At 61.3% G+C, this 20,685-nt stretch carries 17 protein-coding genes; 16 read left to right on the top strand and 1 reads right to left on the bottom strand.

The features are described 5' to 3' along the window. The first annotated feature begins 153 nt into the window (after positions 1 to 153). The 6 genes from AB8A27_RS00575 to AB8A27_RS00550 all read left to right on the top strand — a co-directional run bounded on the left by AB8A27_RS00575 (position 154) and on the right by AB8A27_RS00550 (position 6,689). Complete coding sequence (locus AB8A27_RS00575) at positions 154 to 2,217, top strand: elongation factor G (protein WP_441240225.1); 2,064 nt, start codon at positions 154 to 156, stop codon at positions 2,215 to 2,217. An 11-nt stretch (positions 2,218 to 2,228) separates the two neighbouring features. Beyond that, positions 2,229 to 2,735, top strand: a complete 507-nt coding sequence (locus AB8A27_RS00570) for a hypothetical protein (RefSeq protein ID WP_441240224.1) — start codon at positions 2,229 to 2,231, stop codon at positions 2,733 to 2,735. A gap of 149 nt (positions 2,736 to 2,884) precedes the next feature. Then, positions 2,885 to 3,172, top strand: a complete 288-nt coding sequence (locus AB8A27_RS00565) for a helix-turn-helix domain-containing protein (protein WP_441240223.1) — start codon at positions 2,885 to 2,887, stop codon at positions 3,170 to 3,172. Positions 3,173 to 3,227: 55 nt separating this feature from the next. Beyond that, entirely contained in the window at positions 3,228 to 4,973 is a 1,746-nt protein-coding gene (locus AB8A27_RS00560) for a SulP family inorganic anion transporter (protein ID WP_441240222.1), read from the top strand. A gap of 168 nt (positions 4,974 to 5,141) precedes the next feature. Further along, a complete protein-coding gene (locus AB8A27_RS00555; RefSeq protein WP_441240221.1) occupies positions 5,142 to 5,987 on the top strand; it encodes a shikimate dehydrogenase in 846 nt (281 codons plus the stop codon). 72 nt (positions 5,988 to 6,059) lie between these two features. Beyond that, positions 6,060 to 6,689, top strand: a complete 630-nt coding sequence (locus AB8A27_RS00550) for a hypothetical protein (RefSeq protein ID WP_441240220.1) — start codon at positions 6,060 to 6,062, stop codon at positions 6,687 to 6,689. A gap of 169 nt (positions 6,690 to 6,858) precedes the next feature. On the opposite strand, the gene AB8A27_RS00545 is transcribed toward AB8A27_RS00550, so the two are convergent. Then, positions 6,859 to 7,998, bottom strand: a complete 1,140-nt coding sequence (locus tag AB8A27_RS00545; protein ID WP_441240219.1) for an alpha-hydroxy acid oxidase — start codon at positions 7,996 to 7,998, stop codon at positions 6,859 to 6,861. Positions 7,999 to 8,121: 123 nt separating this feature from the next. Between AB8A27_RS00545 and AB8A27_RS00540 the strand changes: the two genes are divergently transcribed. From AB8A27_RS00540 to AB8A27_RS00495, 10 genes are all read left to right on the top strand, one after another. Beyond that, positions 8,122 to 8,331 (top strand): hypothetical protein, encoded by a 210-nt coding sequence (locus tag AB8A27_RS00540; protein ID WP_441240218.1) that lies wholly within the window; start codon positions 8,122 to 8,124, stop codon positions 8,329 to 8,331. Positions 8,332 to 8,575: 244 nt separating this feature from the next. Further along, positions 8,576 to 9,922, top strand: a complete 1,347-nt coding sequence (glmM, locus tag AB8A27_RS00535) for a phosphoglucosamine mutase (RefSeq protein ID WP_092138918.1) — start codon at positions 8,576 to 8,578, stop codon at positions 9,920 to 9,922. A gap of 464 nt (positions 9,923 to 10,386) precedes the next feature. Next, positions 10,387 to 11,259, top strand: a complete 873-nt coding sequence (locus AB8A27_RS00530) for an outer membrane protein (RefSeq protein WP_441240217.1) — start codon at positions 10,387 to 10,389, stop codon at positions 11,257 to 11,259. 153 nt (positions 11,260 to 11,412) lie between these two features. Then, positions 11,413 to 12,255 carry an outer membrane protein gene (locus tag AB8A27_RS00525; RefSeq protein WP_441240216.1) on the top strand — a complete coding sequence of 281 codons (843 nt, stop codon included), beginning with the start codon at positions 11,413 to 11,415 and terminating at the stop codon, positions 12,253 to 12,255. Between the two features lie 94 nt (positions 12,256 to 12,349). Beyond that, positions 12,350 to 12,931 (top strand): glutathione S-transferase family protein, encoded by a 582-nt coding sequence (locus AB8A27_RS00520; protein ID WP_441240215.1) that lies wholly within the window; start codon positions 12,350 to 12,352, stop codon positions 12,929 to 12,931. Between the two features lie 56 nt (positions 12,932 to 12,987). Continuing rightward, the gene (locus tag AB8A27_RS00515) at positions 12,988 to 13,401 is read left to right on the top strand and encodes a GNAT family N-acetyltransferase (RefSeq protein WP_441244790.1); all 414 of its coding nucleotides are present in this window, start codon (positions 12,988 to 12,990) and stop codon (positions 13,399 to 13,401) included. A gap of 140 nt (positions 13,402 to 13,541) precedes the next feature. Further along, positions 13,542 to 14,714: a phosphoserine transaminase gene (locus AB8A27_RS00510; protein WP_441240214.1), complete on the top strand. Its 1,173-nt coding sequence runs from the start codon at positions 13,542 to 13,544 to the stop codon at positions 14,712 to 14,714. Positions 14,715 to 14,974: 260 nt separating this feature from the next. Next, on the top strand, positions 14,975 to 16,564 hold the full coding sequence (gene serA / locus AB8A27_RS00505) for a phosphoglycerate dehydrogenase (protein WP_441240213.1): 1,590 nt from the start codon (positions 14,975 to 14,977) through the stop codon (positions 16,562 to 16,564). 197 nt (positions 16,565 to 16,761) lie between these two features. After that, a complete protein-coding gene (locus AB8A27_RS00500; RefSeq protein ID WP_441240212.1) occupies positions 16,762 to 18,441 on the top strand; it encodes a methyl-accepting chemotaxis protein in 1,680 nt (559 codons plus the stop codon). A gap of 301 nt (positions 18,442 to 18,742) precedes the next feature. Further along, entirely contained in the window at positions 18,743 to 20,431 is a 1,689-nt protein-coding gene (locus AB8A27_RS00495; RefSeq protein WP_441240211.1) for a cache domain-containing protein, read from the top strand. Positions 20,432 to 20,685: the final 254 nt, after the last annotated feature.

The following is a 20,685-nucleotide window of genomic DNA, read 5'->3' as shown; positions in this document are numbered from 1 at the left end:
CCATATGCGGAGCCGGATTTTTCGTATCGTGATCCCACATTTGATTGCGCCTGCCGCATCGCAGCGACGTTTCCGTCTTGCCAAATGTCCGGACCGGGTCGAGCATCGATCGCCGACCCAATCATGGGCCGAGCTCCAGACAAGGAGGCGGCAATGGGACAAGACGTGAGAAGTCCCCGCGGTCCACAAGGCAATGCCACAAGGTGCATTGCGCTGGTGGGCCCTTTCCAGAGCGGAAAAACCACACTGCTTGAAGCGATCATGGCCCGCACCGGGGCGATCCCGCGGGCGGGCAGCGTCGATAACGGTACGAGTATCGGCGACGCCAATGCGGAAGCCAGAGCCCACAAAATGGGCGTCGGCCTCACCGCGGCGACCACCACTTTCATGGGCGACAGTTACACATTCATCGACTGTCCGGGCTCGGTGGAATTCGCGCATGACATGCGCGCGGCATTACCCGCCGTCGATGCAGCCATTGTGGTCTGCGAAGCCGATGCGCGAAAATTGCCGCAGCTGCAATTGATCCTGCGCGAACTCGAAGACCTCGGCATTCCCAGATTTCTGTTTCTCAACAAGATCGACCGCGCCCACAGGCGTGTGCGCGAGACGCTGGCCACATTGCAGCCGGCCTCGCGGGTGCCGCTGGTGCTGCGGCAGATCCCGATCTGGAACGGCGATCTGATCGCCGGCTTCGTCGATCTCGCACTCGAGCGCGCTTTCGTCTATCGCGAGCACAAGGCGTCCGAAGTCATCAAGCTCGAGGGCGGCGATCTCGATCGCGAGAGAGAGGCACGTTTCTCCATGCTGGAGAAGCTTGCGGATCACGACGACGCGCTGATGGAGCAGTTGCTTGACGACATCGCGCCGCCGGCCGATGCCGTATTCGACGATCTCGCACGCGAATTGCGCGAGGGACTGATCTGTCCGGTGCTGCTGGGCTCGGCGATGCGCGAGAATGGCGTGCTACGGCTGATGAAGGCGCTGCGCCACGAGGCACCCGGCGTGGCCGAGACGGCGAAGCGTCTCGGCGTGCCCGACAGCAAGGATGCGATCGGTTACGTGTTCAAGACCAGCCATCTGCAGCATGGCGGCAAGCTGTCTTACGCGCGCATGCTGAGTGGTCATCTCGATGATGGCGCAACATTGCTGTCCTCGTCCGGCGAAAGCGGACGTCTCTCCGGCATTCTTGCGACGAACGGCGGACATGACAGCAAACGCACATCGGCCGAAGCGGGCGAGACCGTGGCGCTCGGCAAGCTCGATCATGTCAGGACCGGCGATACGATCTCGACCGGCAAGACCGCGCCAGCGTCTTTGGTGAATGTCGTCGCTGCGTCTCCGGTGCTGGCCATGGCGCTGGCGTCCGCCGATCGCAAGGATGACGTCAAGCTCGGCCAGGCGCTGTTGCGGCTGACCGAGGAAGATCCGTCGCTTACGGTGGTCAATAATGCGCAGACCCATGACGTGGTGTTGTGGGGCCAGGGCGAGATGCATCTGCGCGTAGCGATGGAGCGCCTGCATGAACGCTTCGGCATCAATGTCAAATCGCATGCGCCGGTGATCGGTTATCAGGAGACCATCCGCAAACCCATCACTCAGCGCGGCAGGCACAAGAAGCAGTCCGGCGGTCACGGCCAGTTTGGCGACGTTGTGCTGGAGATAGGTCCGTTGCCGCGCGGTGAAGGCTTTACTTTCCAGGAAAAGGTGGTCGGCGGCGCGGTGCCGCGCAACTACATTCCCGCGGTGCAGGAAGGCGTCGTCGACGGGTTGCAGCGTGGTCCGCTTGGTTTCCCCGTTATCGACGTGACGGTAACGCTCACCGACGGTTCCTATCACAGCGTGGACTCATCCGATCAGGCGTTCCGGACCGCCGCCCGTATCGGCTTCACCGAGGCGCTGCCGCAATGCCAGCCGGTGCTGCTGGAGCCGATCCATACGGTGGAGATCGTCTGTCCCAGCGAGGCCACGGCCAAGGTCAACGCGATCCTGTCAGGACGGCGCGGCCAGATCCTCGGCTTCGATACCCGTGACAACTGGGCGGGCTGGGACACGGTGCGCGCGCTTTTGCCGGAAGCGGAGATCGGCGACCTGATCGTCGAACTACGTTCGGCAACCGCCGGTGCCGGCAGCTTCACCCGCAGCTTCGACCATATGGCCGAAGTCTCGGGCCGCACTGCAGAGCAGATCGTTGCAGCGCATCGGGTGGCGGCTTAGTACAGTGGCCCATGACGCTTGGACCGCGGGTTGTGATCATCGGCAATAGCGGCTCGGGCAAGAGTACGCTGGCGCGGCAGCTTGAAAGCCGCGTCGGCGGCGAACGCACCGATCTCGATCATATCCATTGGCTGGACAGGGTCGGTGTGAAGCGCGACGAGGAGGAAGCAAAGGAGCGGGTTGCCGCCCTTGCCGCCAAGCCAAACGGGATCATCGAAGGCGTCTATGGCTGGCTGGCCGAAGCCGCGTTTCCGCGCGCGACGACGTTGATCTGGCTCGATATGAGCCCGCAGGTCTGCCGCGAGGGGCTTGCCGCACGTGGCCCTTGGCGCGGCGCGACATCCGAGGAGCATGCCGACTTTCTCGGATGGGCGGAGGACTACTGGCAGCGAACCACGTCCACATCCCATGCCGGACATCAGGCATTGTTCGCGCAATTCCCGAACGCGAAGATCAGGTTCGGTGACCGAGCCGCCGTCGATGACTTTGTCGCGAACCTGGCCGGGATCGGTCCTTAGGTACACCTTTTCCGTTCCCAGCACATGCCTGCCTGTCCCGAACGCCCTTTGCCCATCTGGTACCGTTCTTGAACGGCTTTGGTGATGTTTTATACATCATTGAAGCCGTTTTATATTTGATATAAGACTCTCTAAACAGGAAGATTAGCTTGATCACATCGTTTCAGATGCGCGCAGCGCGGGCGCTGTTGGGGATCGATCAAAAGCGGCTGGCGGAACTGGCCGGCGTGTCGCTGCCGACGATTCAGCGCATGGAAGCGAGTGACGGCAACGTCAGAGGCGTGGTGGATTCGCTGATCAAGGTTGTCGATGCCTTGGATCGCTCAGGCGTCGATCTGATCGGCGAGAACGTTCGCAGCGATTCCGGCGGACGAGGAGTGAGGCTGAAGCAGCCCGGTCCACCGCCGAAACTTGATGAGCCAAAGCTGACGGATTGAGAACGGGCCGCGGCCTCGATCGAGACCCGCGGCGGGTGACAGGGGCGAGTCGGGAATGGACATGTCCAGAAATCGCGCGTGGAGGGCGCATCAGCCGACCTTCGCCGAATTGTTCACGCCGAAACTGATCACGGTGCTGCGCGAAGGCTACGGTATCGCCGATCTGCGTGCCGATATCTTGTCTGGTTTGACGGTGGCGATCGTAGCGCTTCCGTTGTCGATGGCGATTGCCATTGCCTCGGGGACGTCGCCGGATCGTGGCCTCATCACCGCTGTGATCGGCGGCTTCCTTGTGTCTGCGCTGGGTGGAAGCCGCTTCCAGATCGGCGGCCCGGCCGGCGCCTTCATCGTGCTGGTGGCTGCCACCGTGAGCCGCCATGGGATCGATGGGCTGATCCTCGCCACCATGATGTCGGGCGTTTTTCTGATGGCGGCCGGCTATCTCCGGCTCGGCACCTACATCAAGTTCATTCCCTATCCGGTCACGGTCGGTTTCACAGCCGGCATTGGCGTCATCATCTTCGCCAGCCAGATCAGGGATCTGTTGGGGTTGACGCTGGCTGGCAAGGAGCCGGGAGATCTCATTCCCAAGCTGCAGGCTATAGGTCCCGCACTGCCGACGATGAACGCCGCGGCCGTTGCCGTGACCATCGTCTCGCTCGTGATCATCGTCGGGCTCCGGGCGCTGCGGCCATCGTGGCCCGGCATTCTGATCGCGGTGGTCGTGAGCGCCGTCGCGGCAGCTTTGTTGGCGCTGCCCGTGGAAACCATTGGCACCCGCTTCGGAGGCATTCCGCAATCGTTTCCGCTGCCGACGCTGCCCGCGATGTCCTTCGCCAAATTGCAGGCGATCCTGCCCGATGCCATTGCCTTCGCGCTGCTCGGCGCCATTGAATCGCTTTTGTCGGCGGTTGTTGCCGATGGCATGACCGGGCGGCGGCACCGCTCGAATTGCGAGCTGGTGGCGCAAGGCGTCGCCAATATCGGTGCAGCCCTGTTTGGAGGAATCTGCGTGACCGGTACCATCGCGCGGACCGCGACCAATGTCCGGTCCGGCGCGCATGGGCCGATCTCGGGCATGCTGCATTCTGTGTTCCTGCTGGCGTTCATCCTGATCGCAGCGCCACTGGCGAGCTATATTCCGCTCGCGTCGCTGGCCGCCGTGCTGGCGGTGGTGGCGTGGAATATGGCGGAGAAGCATGAGTTCATCATGCTGCTGCGTTCGTCATGGGGCGATGCGCTGGTCCTGTTGGCGACGTTCCTGCTGACCATTTTTCGCGATCTCACCGAGGGCATCCTGGTCGGCTTCGCGCTTGGCGCCGTGCTGTTCATCAACCGCATGGCGGAGATTACGGGGATAGAGGCGGATGGGCCGCTGGTCGCTGCCGATCGTGCAGACGATGCCAATGGCGATCGCGCACCATACGATGCAAAACTGGCGAGCGATCCGGATGTGCTGGTCTATCGCATCACCGGGGCGTTCTTCTTCGGCGCTGCCTCGACCATTGGTTCGGTGCTCGACGGCTTCTCGGATCGCCACAAGGCTTTCGTGATCGATTTTGCCGCGGTGCCCTTCCTGGATTCCACTGCTGCGAATGCCATCAAGGGCATTGCCGAGAAGGCAAAACGACAGGGCGTCCGCGTCATTCTCACCGGCACCTCGCAGGGTGTGCGTCGGGCGCTGCTGACCCACGGTGCGCGACCGCCGCTGGTCAAATATCGCGCTGACGTTGCAGCAGCCGTCAGCGAGATCAAGACCCGACGGGCTGCAGCGGTCCAAGAGGCGGCGAGCTTGCACTGATGGCATCGCCTATGGCTGTTGCTGCTGGCGGAGGCGCTGTTGCTCGCAGCTGCGGTATTGATCGTCTGATGGTTGTCGGACTTGCTGTGCGCTGCAAAACCGTCTGATGATTAAGAGCCCCTGGATGATTTTTATGCTAGGCACGCTTCCGCTTGAAGCGAAGGATGGATGATGCCGAACGAGACCAAGCCCCGCGCCGCCTGTTTGATCGGTTGGCCTGCCGCGCATTCGCGCTCGCCGCTGATCCACCATCACTGGCTGCGCAGCATGGATATTCCGGGCGGTTACAGTATCGAGTCGATTCCACCGGAAGGCGTGGCCGAATTCGTGATGAACCTGTCCAAGCATGGTTACATCGGCGCCAATGTGACGATCCCGCACAAGGAACGCGTATTGAAACTCACCGCGCCGGATCGCCGCGCACGCGCGGTCGGAGCCGCCAACACGCTATGGTACGACCACGGCACGTTGCGCGCGACCAATACGGATATCGAGGGCTTCATCGACAATCTCGATCATTGCGCGCATGACTGGGACCATGCCGATGACGCGCTGGTTCTCGGCGCTGGCGGCTCGTCGCGTGCCGTGGTGTTCGGATTGCTCGAGCGCGGAATCAGGCATGTCTACGTCGCCAATCGCAGTCTCGATCGCGCCGAGGCGATGGCCGTGCAATTCGGTTCGCGGGTGGTACCGCTGGCGTGGGAGAATGTCACCAACCTGTTGCCGCGCGCATCCCTGCTGGTGAACACGACCTCGCTCGGCATGAACGGCCAGCCGCCATTGACCATCGATCTCGATCTGTTGCCTGACCATGCGGTCGTTGCCGATCTCGTTTATGTGCCGCTCGATACCCCGCTGCTCGCCGCAGCCCGCGCGAGGGGCCTCCGTACCGCGGATGGTCTCGGCATGCTGCTGTATCAGGCCGTGCGCGGCTTCGAATTGTGGTTCGGGCAGCGTCCGGAGGTGACACCGGAACTGCGTGCCATTGTCGAAGCCGATCTCACAGTGGCGTGAGGCGGGAATAGCTATTTGGCCCTGGGGTTTCCATCTGCGGCGTTGGGCGCTGTCGTCAAAGGAAATTCCTCCATGATTCAGATCGTATCGACTTCGGTTCGCTTGTTCGCGGGCTCACTTCTCGCTGGTTCGTTGCTGGTCTCCGCTGCATCGGCGCAGCAGCCGCAGCCCGTCCGCATTCGCGGGGCTATCGAAGCCGTCGATGGCGCGGTGCTGACGATCAAGACCCGCGATGGCGACGAACGCAAAGTGAAGATGACGGACAATGTCAGCGTGACCGGCATTGTCAGAACGACAATGGCTGAGGTGAAACCCGGCTCCTATATCGGCGTGACCGGCATGCCGCAGGCCGATGGGTCGCAGAAGGCCATCGCGATCCATATCTTTCCGGAAGCGATGCGCGGCACCGGCGAAGGCTCGCGCCCCTGGGATCTGCGCCCCAATAGCAGCATGACCAATGCCACCGTCGATCAGAAGGTCGAAGCCTCCGATGGCCAGACGGTGACGGTGAAGTACAAGGACGGGGAAAAGAAAGTAACCGTGACGCCTGACACGCCGATCGTGACATTCGTGCCGGGCAACAAGGATGAACTCAAGCCCGGCGCCAAGATCATCATCATGGGCGCAACCAAAAAGGATGACGGCACTTTCGAGACGGCGCGGGTCAATGTCGGGCTGGATGGCCTGACGCCGCCGATGTGAGATTGGTGTGCGGTAAGGCCCATCAATATGTCGTCCCCGCGAAGGCGGGGACCCATAACCACGGTCGGCGTAGTTGAAACCACAGAGCTACGCCGACAGTTCTCTTATCTTCTCTCCAGCGTGTATGGGTCCCCGCCTTCGCGGGGACGACACGCGGAGAATGCGTTTTTCATCCCACCAGCACGTGCTTGTCGATCTCGGCGATCGAATTCACGCCGCACAGGCCCATGGTGACGCTGAGTTCGTTGCGCAGGATGTTCAGCGCCTTGGTCACGCCAGGGCCGCCATAGGCACCGAGACCGTAGATATAGGCGCGGCCGATCATGCAGGACTTCGCGCCGAGGGCGAGCGCGCGCATCACGTCCTGCCCGGAGCGGATGCCGCTGTCGAACATCACCTCGATATCCGAGCCGACCGCATCGACGATCCCCGGCAATACCGAGATCGACGACGGCGCGCCGTCGAGCTGACGTCCGCCATGGTTGGAGACGACCATCGCCTGCGCGCCGACCTTCACCGCTTCGCGGGCATCCTCGACATCGTGAATGCCCTTGATCACGATCTTGCCGGGCCAGATGCTGCGGATCCAGTCGAGGTCCTTCCAGTTCAGCGACGCATCGAATTGCGATGCCGTCCACTCCGCCACGGAGCCGAGATCGTCGGTGTTCTTCACGAAGCCGGCGATGTTGCCGAAGTTGCGCCGCTTGGCTTTCAGCGTGCGCACCAGCCAGCCGGGCTTGCTCATGAAATCGATCAGGTTCTTCACATTCATGATCTGAGGCGGCACCGACAGGCCATTCTTGATGTCGGCATGGCGCTGACCGATCACCTGCAGGTCGACGGTCAGCACCAGCGCGCTGCACTTCGCCTTGATGGCGCGCTCGATCAGCTCCTTGATGAAGCCGCGATCCTTCATGACATAGAGCTGAAACCAGAACGGCTTCTCGACATTCTCGGCGAGGTCTTCGATCGAATTGATCGACATTGTCGAGAGTGTGTACGGGATTCCGAACGCCTGCGCCGCCCGGCAGGCGTGAATTTCGCCGTCGCCATATTGCAAGCCGGTTGAGCCGACCGGCGCGCAGATCAGCGGCATGGTGGCCTTTTCGCCGAGGATGGTTGTCGAGGTGTCGCGGTTGGCAATGTCGACCAGAATGCGCTGACGGAATTTCAGCTTCTGCAGATCCTCGCAATTCGCGCGGAAGGTGTCTTCGCTATAGGAGCCATGGTCGACGTAATCGAAGAACGCCTTTGGCACGTTGCGCTTGTGCTCAAGACGAAGATCTTCGATGCAGGTGATATGCTTCATGAGATGTCCCAGCCGTCCTTGTCTTTGCTTGTATTTGCTTGTTTCGGTGTCATCTAGCATGGTTAGGCGGTCCGCCATATCATCCTTGTCATCGGAATGTCGTCGAAATTGAAGGAGGGCAGAATGTCCGGCTCCAAAACAAATCCAACGACAAATCCAGCGACAAAACCGGCGGCTCATGGAGCCGGCAAGGCAGCCACGGATGAAGAAAAGCGACAGCTGGAAGTTGCGCTGGACGAAGGGCTGGAAGAGACTTTTCCGGGCTCCGATCCGGTCAGTGTGACCCAGCCTGCCCATTCAAAGGCGGACGCGCATATCAAGCGAAAGGGCTGAGCCGGCCGGTTCCATCAGCCGGCGCTCCATCGAAGGTATTACCTCGAAGGTGATAGACAAGTAATATCAATGGATTGCAGTTGATTTCCCGCTTCGGGCTTGGTAATGATTCATCATATTTTTTGAAGCGATTTTAGGGGCCGGAGCCTTATAAGTCCGTCACATGTATGGCGCCGCCAATGGTGAGTTGCCTGAGACGGGTTTTTGAGCTTTCGCGCAAGGCGCGAGGGCATTGGGGGTTACCATGAGCCGTAAATATTTCGGGACAGACGGCATTCGCGGCCGCGCCAATGGTTTGATCACGCCGGAGCTGGCGCTGAAGGTCGGTCAGGCGGCAGGTCTTGTGTTTCAGCGCGGCGAACACCGCCATCGTGTCGTGATTGGCAAGGACACCCGGTTGTCCGGTTACATGATCGAAAATGCGCTGGTGGCAGGCTTCACGTCGGTCGGCATGGACGTGCTGCTGGTCGGGCCGATGCCGACGCCCGCCGTGGCGATGCTGACCAAGTCGATGCGCGCCGATCTTGGTGTGATGATTTCCGCATCGCACAATCTGTTCGAGGACAACGGCATCAAGCTGTTCGGGCCGCTCGGCTTCAAGCTGTCGGACGATGTCGAGAAGCAGATCGAGGAATTGCTCGACGACAATCTCGACAAGAAACTGTCGCAGAGCGCCAGCCTCGGTCGCGCACGCCGCATCGACGGGGTGCATGATCGCTACATCGAATTCGCCAAACGCACGCTGCCGCGCAATCTCAGCCTTGATGGCCTGCGCGTCGTCATCGATTGCGCCCATGGCGCCGCCTACAAGGTCGCGCCGGAAGCGCTCTGGGAGCTCGGTGCGGACGTCATCTCCATCGGCGTCGAGCCGGACGGTTTCAACATCAACAAGGAATGCGGATCGACCGCGCCGGAAGCGCTGAGCCGCAAGGTGCGCGAGATGCGCGCCGATATCGGCATTGCGCTGGATGGCGACGCCGATCGGCTGATCATGGTCGACGAGCGTGGCCATCTGGTCGATGGCGACCAGTTGCTCGCGGTTATTGCGCAGAGCTGGAAGGAAGACGGGCGGCTGGCCAAGCCGGGCATCGTCTCCACCGTGATGTCAAATCTTGGTCTGGAGCGCTTCCTGAAGGGGCAGGGCATCGACCTCATCCGCACCGCGGTGGGCGATCGCTATGTGCTCGAGCAGATGCTGCAGCAGGGTTACAATGTCGGCGGCGAACCCTCCGGCCACATCATCATGTCGGATCATGCGACGACAGGCGACGGTTTCGTGGCCGCGCTGCAGGTGCTGGCCGTGGTGACCAAGCTCGGTCGGCCGGTGTCGGAAGTCTGCCACCTGTTCGATCCGCTGCCGCAGATCCTGAAGAATGTGCGTTATCGCAGCGGCAAGCCGCTCGATGATGCGGATGTGAGGTCCACCATCGCCGCCGGCGAACAGCGCCTCAACGGCCATGGTCGTCTCCTGATCCGCCCGTCGGGCACGGAGCCGGTCATCCGCGTGATGGGAGAGGGCGATGACCGCGTAATGGTCGAGGAAGTGGTGGATGCCATCGTTGACGCGCTGGGCCACGCAGCCGCGGCGTAAGTGCAACTCTCTCAGTTAGTCCGCAGATCTCTCAATTGTCGTCCCCGCGAAGGCGGGGACCCATAGCCGCTGTCGAAGCAATAGTGACGCGGTCGTTATAGCTCTGCCGTTTGAATTGTACTGACCGTGGTTATGGGTCCCCGCCTTCGCGGGGACGACATGCGGCGCGTGATGTGCTCGCGCAGTCCTGTTTCCAGTTTGTTATAGTTTGTTAACCGATCGGTCGCCCACGTTAACACCTGGCGCCGCCGCGATGCATTATAGCGCGTTTTGATAGCAAGACATTGTTAGTAACTGTGGCGACGCAGCGGCGTGATGGGACTTGCGTGCATTTTCGTCACCAAATATCAACCTTAAAAGTTAGGGTTAAGTGCCGCTTAAGGAGTTGGTGTCATCGTCCGATTGTGAGTTTCCGAGTGTGAGGCCTCCATTAGTTGCCTCTTTGGCCCAAAAGGACGAAGCCAATGCGTAGCGTTAAATTCATTCTGGCCGCCGGCGCGGCTTCCCTGATGTCGACCGCTGTTTTCGCTGCCGACATGCCTATTGCCCCGCCCCCGCAGATGTATGCTCCGCCCCCGGTCGAAGATTTCGGTGGCTGGTACCTGCGCGGCGATATCGGTTTCAGCAATCAGCGCGTCAAGAACATCGAGATGGGTGACGGTCGCAACGCCAGTCTCCTCTCGCTTCAGCAGACCACCGCCTTCGATACGGCTGGCATCTTCCAGCTCGGTGTCGGTTATCAGTTCAACAACTGGTTCCGCGGTGACATCACCGGCCAGTATCGCGGCAATTCGAACTTCAAGGGCACCGATCACGTGACGTTCCCGTCGAGCGGTCTCGTTGGTACCGGTGTGAATAACTACAACGCCACCAAGTCCGAATGGGTGGTGATGGCCAATGGTTACGTCGATCTCGGCACCTGGTGGTGCGTGACCCCGTTCGTCGGCGCCGGTGTCGGTATGGCGCGGGTCAATATCGGGAACTACACGGATAACGGTGCTATCAATGTTGGCTCCGCCGGCGGCGTGCCCTTCATCGGCGGCCCGTTCCCGAGCTATGCCAGCGCACCGGCAGCATCGAAGTGGAACTTCGCATGGGCCTTGCACACGGGTCTGGCCTACAAGGTCAATCCGGCAATGACCGTCGAACTCGGCTACAGCTACATGAATCTCGGCGATGGCCAGACTGGACCGGTCTCGACCTATGACGGCTTCACCCGCGGCGTGGCGATGCAGTTCAAGGACATCACCTCGCATGACCTGAAGCTCGGCGTGCGCTGGAATCTCGACAGCCCGCCGGCCTATGCGCCGCCGCCGCCGTTGATCCGCAAGGGCTAAGCGAGCGCTCATCGCCTCAACTATCTTAAGACATCTTAACGGCGCGGGAGCTTCCCGCGCCGTTTTGTTTTGCGCTGATGGTATGATTGCAACCAATGATTAAGGTTAACAGCGGATGATCGGGACAGTTCGGTGAGTTGAGGAATTGTCGTGATGCGTAGACTTCTGATCGCTGCAGCACTGCTGGGCGCCGTGCAAACCGCTCAAGCGGCCGACATGCCGGAACTCCCATTCTTGCGCGGCTCCCTCCAGGACGGGCCGATTGCTCCGCGGCCGATCTGGGAGGGCTTCTACATCGGCGGCCAGGCCGGATACGGCACTTCCGACGAGAAGTTCACGGGCTCGAATTCGAACATGACGGGGGCCCTGCTCGCCAATACTCTGGTCGAAAACGAGATGGGCGTGTCGCAATGGCCGCTAAGCTTCTCGAAACAGTCGTCACATGGCCACGGCTATGGTGCCTTTGCGGGTTACAATTCGCAGTGGGATGATGTCGTTATCGGCCTTGAAATGAGCTATCTGCACGGCAAGTTCGGCGGTTCATCGACGGGCACGATGTCCCGCATAAGCTCTCAGCCACTGTCGGATGGTGACTATCATTCCGTCACGTCGTCGGCGACGAGTTCGATCAACATCACTGATATAGGCACCTTCCGCGCACGCGCCGGCTACGTCTGGGGCGGCTTCATGCCCTATATGTTTGGCGGCCTTGCGCTCGGTCAGGCTGATACGGTCCGATCGGTCAGGATCGACGGGGACGTTACCGCGGGGCCGGCATCGACCACCCCGCCAAGTCTGCTCGGGCCAAGGCAGCCATTGTCCGCGACCAGCGGGCAATATAACCGCCTGATCTATGGATACACTGCAGGCCTCGGTGTTGACGTCAATCTCGTCGGCGGTCTGTTCCTGCGCGGTGAGTGGGAATACATCCGCTTCACATCCGCGGTTGATACCACCATCAACACCGTACGCGCAGGCGTCGGCTACCGGTTCTGATATTTGGCGAGGCCGCGTCCCGCGTGGCTTCGATCTTGTTGACATCATTCGATCCAGATGCTGCTTTTCCGCTTCAAGAGCGGGGGCAGCCATCATGAAAATCTACGGTGACCTGAATTCCGGCAATTGCCTGAAGGTGAAGTGGGTGAGCGATCACCTCAAGCTTCCCTATGCGTGGATCGATGTCGACACCAGCAAAGGCGAGAGCCGGACGCCGGAGTTTCTGGCGCTTAACGGCGCCGGACAGGTGCCGACCATCGTGCTCGGCGACGGCCGCCCGCTCGCGCAATCCAACGCCATCATCCGATATCTCGCGCGTGGCAGCGATCTGATCCCGACCGATGCCTATGATGCCGCCAAGATGGATGAATGGCTGTTCTGGGAGCAATACAGCCACGAGCCCTATATCGCGGTGTGCCGCTATCAGATCGTCTATCTCGGCAAGGCCATTTCGGATCTCGACCCCGAGAAGCTCAAGCGCGGCTATTTCGCGCTGGCGCGCATGGAGCATCATCTGACAACATCGCGCTTCCTTGTCGGAGATCGCGTTTCGCTGGCCGACGCGTCGTTGCTGGCCTATACGCGCGTTGCCCATGAGGGCGGCTTCCATCTCGATGGTTACGCATCGATCAGGCGCTGGATCGCTGACAGCGAGAAGGCATTGGGTATTTCGTGAAACCGCAGATCAAGCTACGGCCTGCGCGCCGCGAGGACGTCGTCGCGATCGTGGCGATGCTGGCCGATGATGCGCTCGGCCGTGGCCGTGAGCGCATCGAGGATCCGTTGCCGCAATCCTATTACGAGGCCTTCGACAAGGTCGCGCGTGATCCGAATATCCAGTTGATGGTTGCAGAAGGCGGCGACGGCAGCGTGGTCGGATGCCTGCAGCTCTGCATCCTGCCGGGCTTGAGCTCGCAGGGCGCTTCGCGTGCGCTCATCGAGGATGTTCGTGTGTCGACGACGCTGCGCAGCCAGGGCATCGGCGAACAACTGGTGCGATGGGCCATCGGCGAGGCGCAGGCGAGGGGATGCAAACTCGTCGAACTGCTGACCCATCAGACCCGGGTCGATGCCCAGCGATTCTACAAGCGGCTCGGCTTCGCTGACAGCCATGTGGGCATGACGCTGCGTTTCAACGGACAATGATCCTGCGTCAGGCAGCGTCATCCGGCCATCAATCACGCGTGATAGGCCGGAAGTCGCTTGACGCTCCGGATTGGTTCCCATATCCACGCCAGCGGGACACCTCCCCCCAACGGGAGGCTAGCTATCTGGAAGGATAGAATATGACTGCAGCGAAGCCCGCTTCGCGGCCCAACGTGCCGCATTTCTCCTCCGGCCCCTGCGCCAAGCGCCCCGGCTGGACCCCCGAAAAACTCACCGACGCCGCTCTTGGCCGTTCGCACCGCGCGAAGATCGGCAAGAACAAGCTCAAGCTCGCGATCGATCTGACGCGTGAAGTGCTTGAAGTGCCCGCAGATTACCGCATCGGTATCGTGCCGGCATCGGATACGGGCGCTGTCGAGATGGCGCTGTGGTCGCTGCTTGGGGCGCGTCCCGTCACCACCATCGCCTGGGAATCCTTCGGCGAAGGCTGGGTCTCGGACATCGTCAAGGAGCTGAAGCTCAAGGACGTCACCAAGCTGCACGCCGGTTATGGCGAGCTTCCCGATCTGTCGAAGGCCGATCCGAAGTCGGACATCGTCTTTACCTGGAACGGCACGACTTCCGGCGTGCGCGTACCGAATGCCGACTGGATCAAGGCCGACCGCGAAGGCCTGACCATCTGCGACGCGACCTCGGCCGCTTTCGCGCAGCCGCTCGACTGGGCGAAGCTCGATGTCGTCACCTTCTCCTGGCAGAAGGCGCTGGGCGGCGAAGCCGCGCATGGCATGCTCGTTCTGTCGCCGCGCGCCGTCGCGCGTCTGGAGAGCTACACGCCGCCGTGGCCGCTGCCGAAGATCTTCCGCATGACCAAGGGCGGCAAGCTCAACGAAGGCATCTTTGTCGGCGAGACCATCAACACGCCGTCGATGCTGTGCGTTGAGGACTATCTCGATGCGCTTGGCTGGGCCAAGTCCGTCGGTGGCCTCAAGGCGCTGATCGCGCGTGCCGATGCCAACACCAAGGTGCTTGCCGACTGGAAGGCAAAGACCCCGTGGGTGGATTTCCTCGCGGCCGATCCCGCGATCCGTTCCAACACGTCGGTGTGCATGAAGGTGATCGATCCTGCGATCACCGCGCTCTCGCCGGACGCACAGGCTGACTTCGCCAAGAAGCTGGTCGCGGCTGTCGAGAAGGAAAATGCCGGTTTCGACTTCGCGCATTATCGCGATGCGCCGGCTGGTCTGCGCATCTGGTGTGGTGCCACGGTTGAAGCCAGGGACGTCGAAATCCTCACGCAGTGGATCGACTGGGCCTTTGCCGAGACCAAGGCCTCGCTCGCCAAGGCGGCTTGACCTCATAATCTCTCCCCGTCCTTGACGGGGAGAGATCGCCGCGTCTTCGCGGCGGGTGAGGGGTATGGCACGTCGTCTCCTCACATCTGAATTCCAGGGGCCGAAGCGGCCCCTCATCATAGCCGCCGCTTTGTGGCGGCGTTCTTCGAGCTAAGACGGCGACCGGAGGTCGCCGATGCCTTCCCCCCGTAAGTACGGGGAGAAGGAGCCTGCTGCGTTTGTCGCGCCTATACCGGCTCAAATTTCGAGGATCACATCCCATGACCGCCCCCAAAGTTCTCATTTCCGATGCTCTCTCTCCCGCCGCCGTCCAGATCTTCAAAGATCGCGGCATCGACGTCGACTTCCAGCCGAACCTCGGCAAGGACAAGGACAAGCTCGCCGAGATCATCGGCAACTATGATGGCCTCGCCATCCGCTCGGCCACCAAGGCCACTGCAAAGATCCTCGAAAAGGCGTCGCGCCTGAAGGTGATCGGCCGCGCCGGCATCGGCGTCGACAATGTCGAAATCCCTGCGGCGACCGCCAAGGGCATCATCGTGATGAACACGCCGTTCGGCAATTCGATCACGACTGCCGAACACGCAATCACGCTGATGCTCTCGCTCGCGCGCGAGATCCCGCAGGCCGATGCCTCGACACAGGCCGGCAAGTGGGAGAAGAACCGCTTCATGGGCGTCGAGATCACCGGCAAGACGCTGGGTGTGATCGGTTGCGGCAATATCGGCGCCATCGCCGCCGACCGCGCGCTGGGCTTGCGCATGAAGGTCGTCGCCTTCGATCCGTTCCTGTCACCGGAACGTGCCAAGGACATCGGCGTCGAGAAGGTCGAGCTCGATGATCTGCTCAAGCGCGCCGATTTCATCACGCTGCACACGCCACTCACCGAGAAGACGAAGAACATCATCGACGCCGCGGCGATCGCCAAGATGAAGCCCGGCGTGCGCATCATCAATTGCGCCCGCGGCGGTCTGGTCGACGAGCAGGCGCTGGTCGATGCCTTGAACTCCAAACACGTCGCCGGCGCTGCCTTCGACGTGTTCGTCGAGGAGCCGGCCACCAAGAACGTGCTGTTCGGCCATCCCAACGTGATCTGCACGCCGCATCTCGGCGCATCGACCACCGAGGCGCAGGAGAATGTCGCGCTGCAGGTCGCCGAACAGATGTCGGATTATCTATTGTCGGGCGCGATCTCCAACGCGGTGAACTTCCCGTCGATCACCGCGGAAGAAGCGCCGAAGCTGAAACCGTTCATCGAACTCGCCGAGAAGCTCGGTTCGTTCGCGGGTCAGCTCACCGAGACCGGCATTGTCAAGGTGCAGATCACCTATGAAGGCGCGGTGGCCGAAATGAAGACCAAGGCCCTGACCTCTGCAGCACTGAGCGGATTGCTGCGGCCGATGCTCGGCGACGTCAACGTCGTCTCCGCGCCCGCCGTAGCCAAGGAGCGTGGCATGGTGGTCGATGAAGTCGTGCGCGCGGCGCAGAGCGATTACGAAAGCCTCATCACCGTCAATGTGATCACCGAACGACAGGAACGCTCGGTGTCCGGCACCGTCTATCATGACGGCAAGCCGCGGCTGGTTGATATCAAGGGTATCCGCGTCGATGCCGAATTCGGGAAGTCGATGATCTATGTCACCAACGAGGATAAGCCGGGCTTCATCGGAAAGTTCGCCTCGCTGCTCGGCGACGCCAAGGTCAACATCGCAACCTTCCATCTCGGCCGCAACGAGCAGGGCGGTGACGCCATCGCGCTGGTGGAGATCGACGGCGCTGTGCCGGCCGATGTGCTGAGCAAGGTGCAGGCGCTGCCGCAGGTGAAACAGGCCAAGGCGCTGACATTCTGAAACTCCCGCTCCTGAACTGACATTGCCAAAATCCCCGCCCGAAAGGCGGGGATTTTTCGTTATGTAGAAAATCTTAACGTTCAGCTCGGCGCGACAAGTTTACCCACCCGCAGGTGTAAGGATTTGGGAACACTACCCCGGTACGTTTACTCCGAGGAATCAGCGATCGAAAATCGCACGCTCGGGGGAATACAGCCGTGAAGCTCGCCAACATCCGTATTACGTACAAGCTCGTCGTTCTGGTGGCGGTCACCATGATCGGCCTCTGCGCCGCGGGCATCCTGGCCGCCTATATGGTCAAGAGCGAGATGCTCTCCGCGCGCACCGAGCAGCTGAAGTCGATCGTCGAAATCGGGACCAACGTAGCGGCCAGCATCCAGAAGGATGTCGCAGCAGGCAAGCTCACCAAGGAGGCCGCGACTGCCGAACTGGTACGCCGCATCGAGCCGATGACCTATGACAACGGCAACTATCTCTTCATCTATACGATGGACGGTGAGGTGGTTCATCTGCCGGGCTTCAAGGCGGGATCCAACCGGCTGGACGTCAAGGTCAGTGGCGTTGCCATTACGCGTGAATTTCGTGACGGCGTCGCGGCCAACGGCACCAAGATCCTGACCTACGAATTCCAGAAGCCGAACACGACGGTGCCGTCGCGCAAGATGGGATATGCGGCAGCTCTTCCGGGCTGGAACATGTTCATCGCCACCGGCGCCTATCTCGACGATCTCGATGAGCATCTGAAGCCGATCATCTGGGCGCTCGGCCTGGCGATGCTCGCTATCGCCGCCGTGGCAGGCGTGATCGCCTGGCTGATTGGACGCAGCATCACCAGGCCGCTCGGCATGCTGGGGTCGCGCATGGAATCGCTGGCCAATGGCGCGCTGGATGAGGATATCCCCGGCGTCGGCCGCGGCGATGAAGTCGGCGCAATGGCCAAGACGGTTCAGGTGTTCAAGGACAATGCGTTGCGTATCCGCTCGCTCGAACAGGTCGAGGCGGATGCGCAGGGCCGTATCGCGGCCGAGCGCCGCGCCGCCATGGAAGCCATGGCGACCGATTTCGAACGCAGCGTCACCGGTATCGTTCGCTCGGTTTCGACCGCGGCGGTCGGCATGCAGAGCACTGCGCAGTCGATGACGGCGACGGCAAGCGATGCAAGCTCGCGCGCCGCGACGGTGAGCGCGGCTTCGACGCGCTCCTCCGATAATGTCAGCACGGTTGCGTCGGCTGCGGAGGAATTGTCCGCATCCGTCAGCGAAGTTCTGCGTCAGGTGTCGGCCTCCAGCGAGATCGCGAGCAAGGCGGTGAGCGATGCTGAACGTACCAATGCGACCGTTCAGATCCTGTCGAGCGGCGCTGAGAAGATCGGCGAGGTCGTGCAGCTGATCCACAGCATTGCCTCGCAGACCAATCTGCTGGCGCTGAATGCGACCATCGAGGCCGCACGCGCCGGCGAGTCCGGTCGTGGTTTCGCGGTGGTGGCATCCGAAGTGAAGGCGCTGGCCAGCCAGACTGCCAAGGCCACCGAGGAAATCTCGGCGCAGGTTGCCGCCATGCAGGCATCGACCAGCGAGGCGGTGGCGTCGATCGGCGCCATCACGGGCACCATTGCCCAGATGAGCCAGATCACCAACACGATCTCTGTGGCGGTGGAGCAGCAGGGCACGGCGACACAGGAAATCGCGCGCAACATCCAGTCGGTGTCGGCGGGTGCGAACGAGATCAGCAATCATATCGGCGGCGTCAGCAGCGCAGCAGAAGCAACCGGTTCGGCGGCATCGCAGGTGCTGTCGAATGCGCGGGAGCTGGAGAGCCAGTCCGGCATGCTGCGTACCGCAGTCGACGACTTCCTCAGCAAGGTGAGGGCGGCCTAAGTCAAATCTTCCTCCCGGGTGCGGCTTGCCTGCGCCCGGGAGAGATGAAGCTGGCACATCGCTTTAGCGATCTACAATCGCAGCTGCATTCCCGGTGCGTCGTATGGCAGCACCGCCAATTTATTTTGGTTCGTGATAGGTCGGACCGGTGCAGGGCTACCTGCATCGCCAGTATTTGCCCGCTCAAGGTAACCTATAACCGCGGTTGCAGAAGCGGAACAGTACACCACTTCACGGACTGGCAACTACACCCTGCGATGGTGATGCGCTTATTTCAGCGCACCCTACAGGGATACTTCCCATGAATCGTTTGAAGATTTCGATCGGCCTTCGCCTCTACAGCATCATTGGCTTGAGCTTCCTCGGCCTTGCCGGGCTGGCCTGGATGCAGCTGAATACTCTCGGCGACTCCCTCAAGCAGCAGCGCCAGAGCGAGCTGACCCATCTCACGGAGCTGGCGCTCGGCATCGCGCAGGAAGAATACGCGACGATCCAGCGTAGCGGTGTGTCGGACGAGGCCGCGCGCAAGACCGCTGCGGCGCGCATCGGCAAACTGCGCTACGGCAATGGCGATTACTTCTGGATCAACGACCTGCAGCCGCGCATGGTGATGCATCCGATCAAGCCCGAGATGAACGGCAGCGATCTCTCCGGCAACAAGGATCCGAACGGCAAGCGGCTGTTTGTCGAATTCGTCGATACCGTGAAGAAGCAGAAGGCTGGCTTCGTCGACTATCTGTGGCCGAAACCCGGCAAGGACGCACCGCAGCCGAAGCTCTCTTATGTCGTCGGTTTCGAGCCCTGGGGTTGGGTCATCGGCACCGGCGTCTATATCGACGACTTGCAGATACAGCTCTGGGAAAGTGCGCGCAGCGTGATGATCGCGGCACTTGCGGTCATTGTCATTCTCGGTGCACTCGCCTGGATGATCGGTCGCAGTATCACTGTTCCGCTGCGCCGGCTCGGCGCGCGCATGCGTGGTCTCGCCGATGGTGCGCTGGACGAGGCCATTCCGGAGGTCGACCGTAGCGATGAGATCGGCGCCATGGCTGCAACGGTTCAGGTGTTCAAGGACAATGCGGTGCGTATCCGCGGCCTCGACAAGATCGAGGCGGAATCCCAGGCCCGCTCTGCGGCCGAACGTCGTGCGGCGATGGAAAGCCTCGCCGATGATTTCGAGCGCAGCGTCAACGGCATCGTGCGTTCGGTTTCGGCCGCTGCAACTGGCATGCAGAGCACCGCGCAGTCGATGACGGCGACGGCCAGCGACGCGAGTTCGCGCGCATCGACAGTCGGTGCGGCATCGGCACGCTCATCCGATAATGTCAGCACGGTTGCGGCCGCCGCTGAAGAACTGTCGGCATCGGTCAGCGAAGTGCTGCGTCAGGTGGCGGCGTCGAGCGACATCGCCAGCAAGGCAGTGGGCGATGCGGAGCGCACCAATGCGACGGTGCAGCAGCTCTCCAGCGGTGCGGAGAAGATTGGCGAGGTCGTGCAGCTGATCCACAACATCGCATCGCAGACCAATCTGCTTGCGCTCAACGCCACCATCGAAGCGGCACGCGCCGGTGAGTCCGGCCGCGGCTTTGCGGTCGTTGCATCGGAAGTAAAGGCACTGGCGAGCCAGACGGCGAAGGCGACCGAGGAAATCTCGGCGCAGGTTGCGGCGATGCAGGCCTCGACGCAGGAGGCTGTGAACTCGATCAACGCCATCACTGGTACGATTGCGCAGATGAGCCAGATCACCACGACGATCTCGTCGGCAGTCGAAGAGCAGGGTTCGGCCACGCAGGAGATCGCGCGCAACATCCAGTCGGTTGCCGCGGGCTCGAGCGAGGTCAGCGCTCATATCGGCGGTGTCAGCGCAGCGGCGGAAGCAACGGGGCAGGCGGCAGGCATGGTGCTGTTGAATGCGAAGGAGCTGGACGGCCAGTCGAGTATCCTGCGTGCGGCAGTGGACGATTTTCTCGCCAAGGTTCGAGCAGCGTAAAGTTGTAGAGTCGTTTTCCTTCCTCTTGTGCGGAAGGATTTTTGTTGTGCTCCAATCATGACGCAAGACTTGCCATGCAGGACAAGACTTGCCCCGCAGGATTTGAAGTTCTGCGGGGCATGGTTTGTAAGAACTAAAAAAGGTCTCTTTGGTACTCTTCTCCCCGATTGGTATCGGAGCACGCCAGACCTTTTTTGGAGACATCATTGTGAGAATAAATAATCTGACGATCACACCCAAGCTCGGTATTCTGG

Origin of the sequence: Tardiphaga sp. 768_D3_N2_1 (genome assembly GCF_052076105.1) — a bacterium.
Lineage (GTDB): Bacteria > Pseudomonadota > Alphaproteobacteria > Rhizobiales > Xanthobacteraceae > Tardiphaga.
Note: the sequence above shows the minus strand (reverse complement) of the source record. Positions and strands in the feature narration are given on the sequence as shown.

What these genes read in the sequence shown, in the direction of transcription:
- AB8A27_RS00545 (WP_441240219.1), bottom strand. Translation starts at nt 7,998, where the DNA reads ATGAAGCATATCACCTGCATCGAAGATCTTCGTCTTGAGCACAAGCGC.
- AB8A27_RS00495 (WP_441240211.1), top strand. Translation starts at nt 18,743, where the DNA reads ATGAATCGTTTGAAGATTTCGATCGGCCTTCGCCTCTACAGCATCATT.
- AB8A27_RS00550 (WP_441240220.1), top strand. Translation starts at nt 6,060, where the DNA reads ATGATTCAGATCGTATCGACTTCGGTTCGCTTGTTCGCGGGCTCACTT.
- AB8A27_RS00530 (WP_441240217.1), top strand. Translation starts at nt 10,387, where the DNA reads ATGCGTAGCGTTAAATTCATTCTGGCCGCCGGCGCGGCTTCCCTGATG.
- AB8A27_RS00525 (WP_441240216.1), top strand. Translation starts at nt 11,413, where the DNA reads ATGCGTAGACTTCTGATCGCTGCAGCACTGCTGGGCGCCGTGCAAACC.
- AB8A27_RS00575 (WP_441240225.1), top strand. Translation starts at nt 154, where the DNA reads ATGGGACAAGACGTGAGAAGTCCCCGCGGTCCACAAGGCAATGCCACA.
- AB8A27_RS00570 (WP_441240224.1), top strand. Translation starts at nt 2,229, where the DNA reads ATGACGCTTGGACCGCGGGTTGTGATCATCGGCAATAGCGGCTCGGGC.
- AB8A27_RS00560 (WP_441240222.1), top strand. Translation starts at nt 3,228, where the DNA reads ATGGACATGTCCAGAAATCGCGCGTGGAGGGCGCATCAGCCGACCTTC.
- AB8A27_RS00510 (WP_441240214.1), top strand. Translation starts at nt 13,542, where the DNA reads ATGACTGCAGCGAAGCCCGCTTCGCGGCCCAACGTGCCGCATTTCTCC.
- serA (WP_441240213.1), top strand. Translation starts at nt 14,975, where the DNA reads ATGACCGCCCCCAAAGTTCTCATTTCCGATGCTCTCTCTCCCGCCGCC.
- AB8A27_RS00520 (WP_441240215.1), top strand. Translation starts at nt 12,350, where the DNA reads ATGAAAATCTACGGTGACCTGAATTCCGGCAATTGCCTGAAGGTGAAG.
- AB8A27_RS00540 (WP_441240218.1), top strand. Translation starts at nt 8,122, where the DNA reads ATGTCCGGCTCCAAAACAAATCCAACGACAAATCCAGCGACAAAACCG.
- glmM (WP_092138918.1), top strand. Translation starts at nt 8,576, where the DNA reads ATGAGCCGTAAATATTTCGGGACAGACGGCATTCGCGGCCGCGCCAAT.
- AB8A27_RS00555 (WP_441240221.1), top strand. Translation starts at nt 5,142, where the DNA reads ATGATGCCGAACGAGACCAAGCCCCGCGCCGCCTGTTTGATCGGTTGG.
- AB8A27_RS00515 (WP_441244790.1), top strand. Translation starts at nt 12,988, where the DNA reads ATGCTGGCCGATGATGCGCTCGGCCGTGGCCGTGAGCGCATCGAGGAT.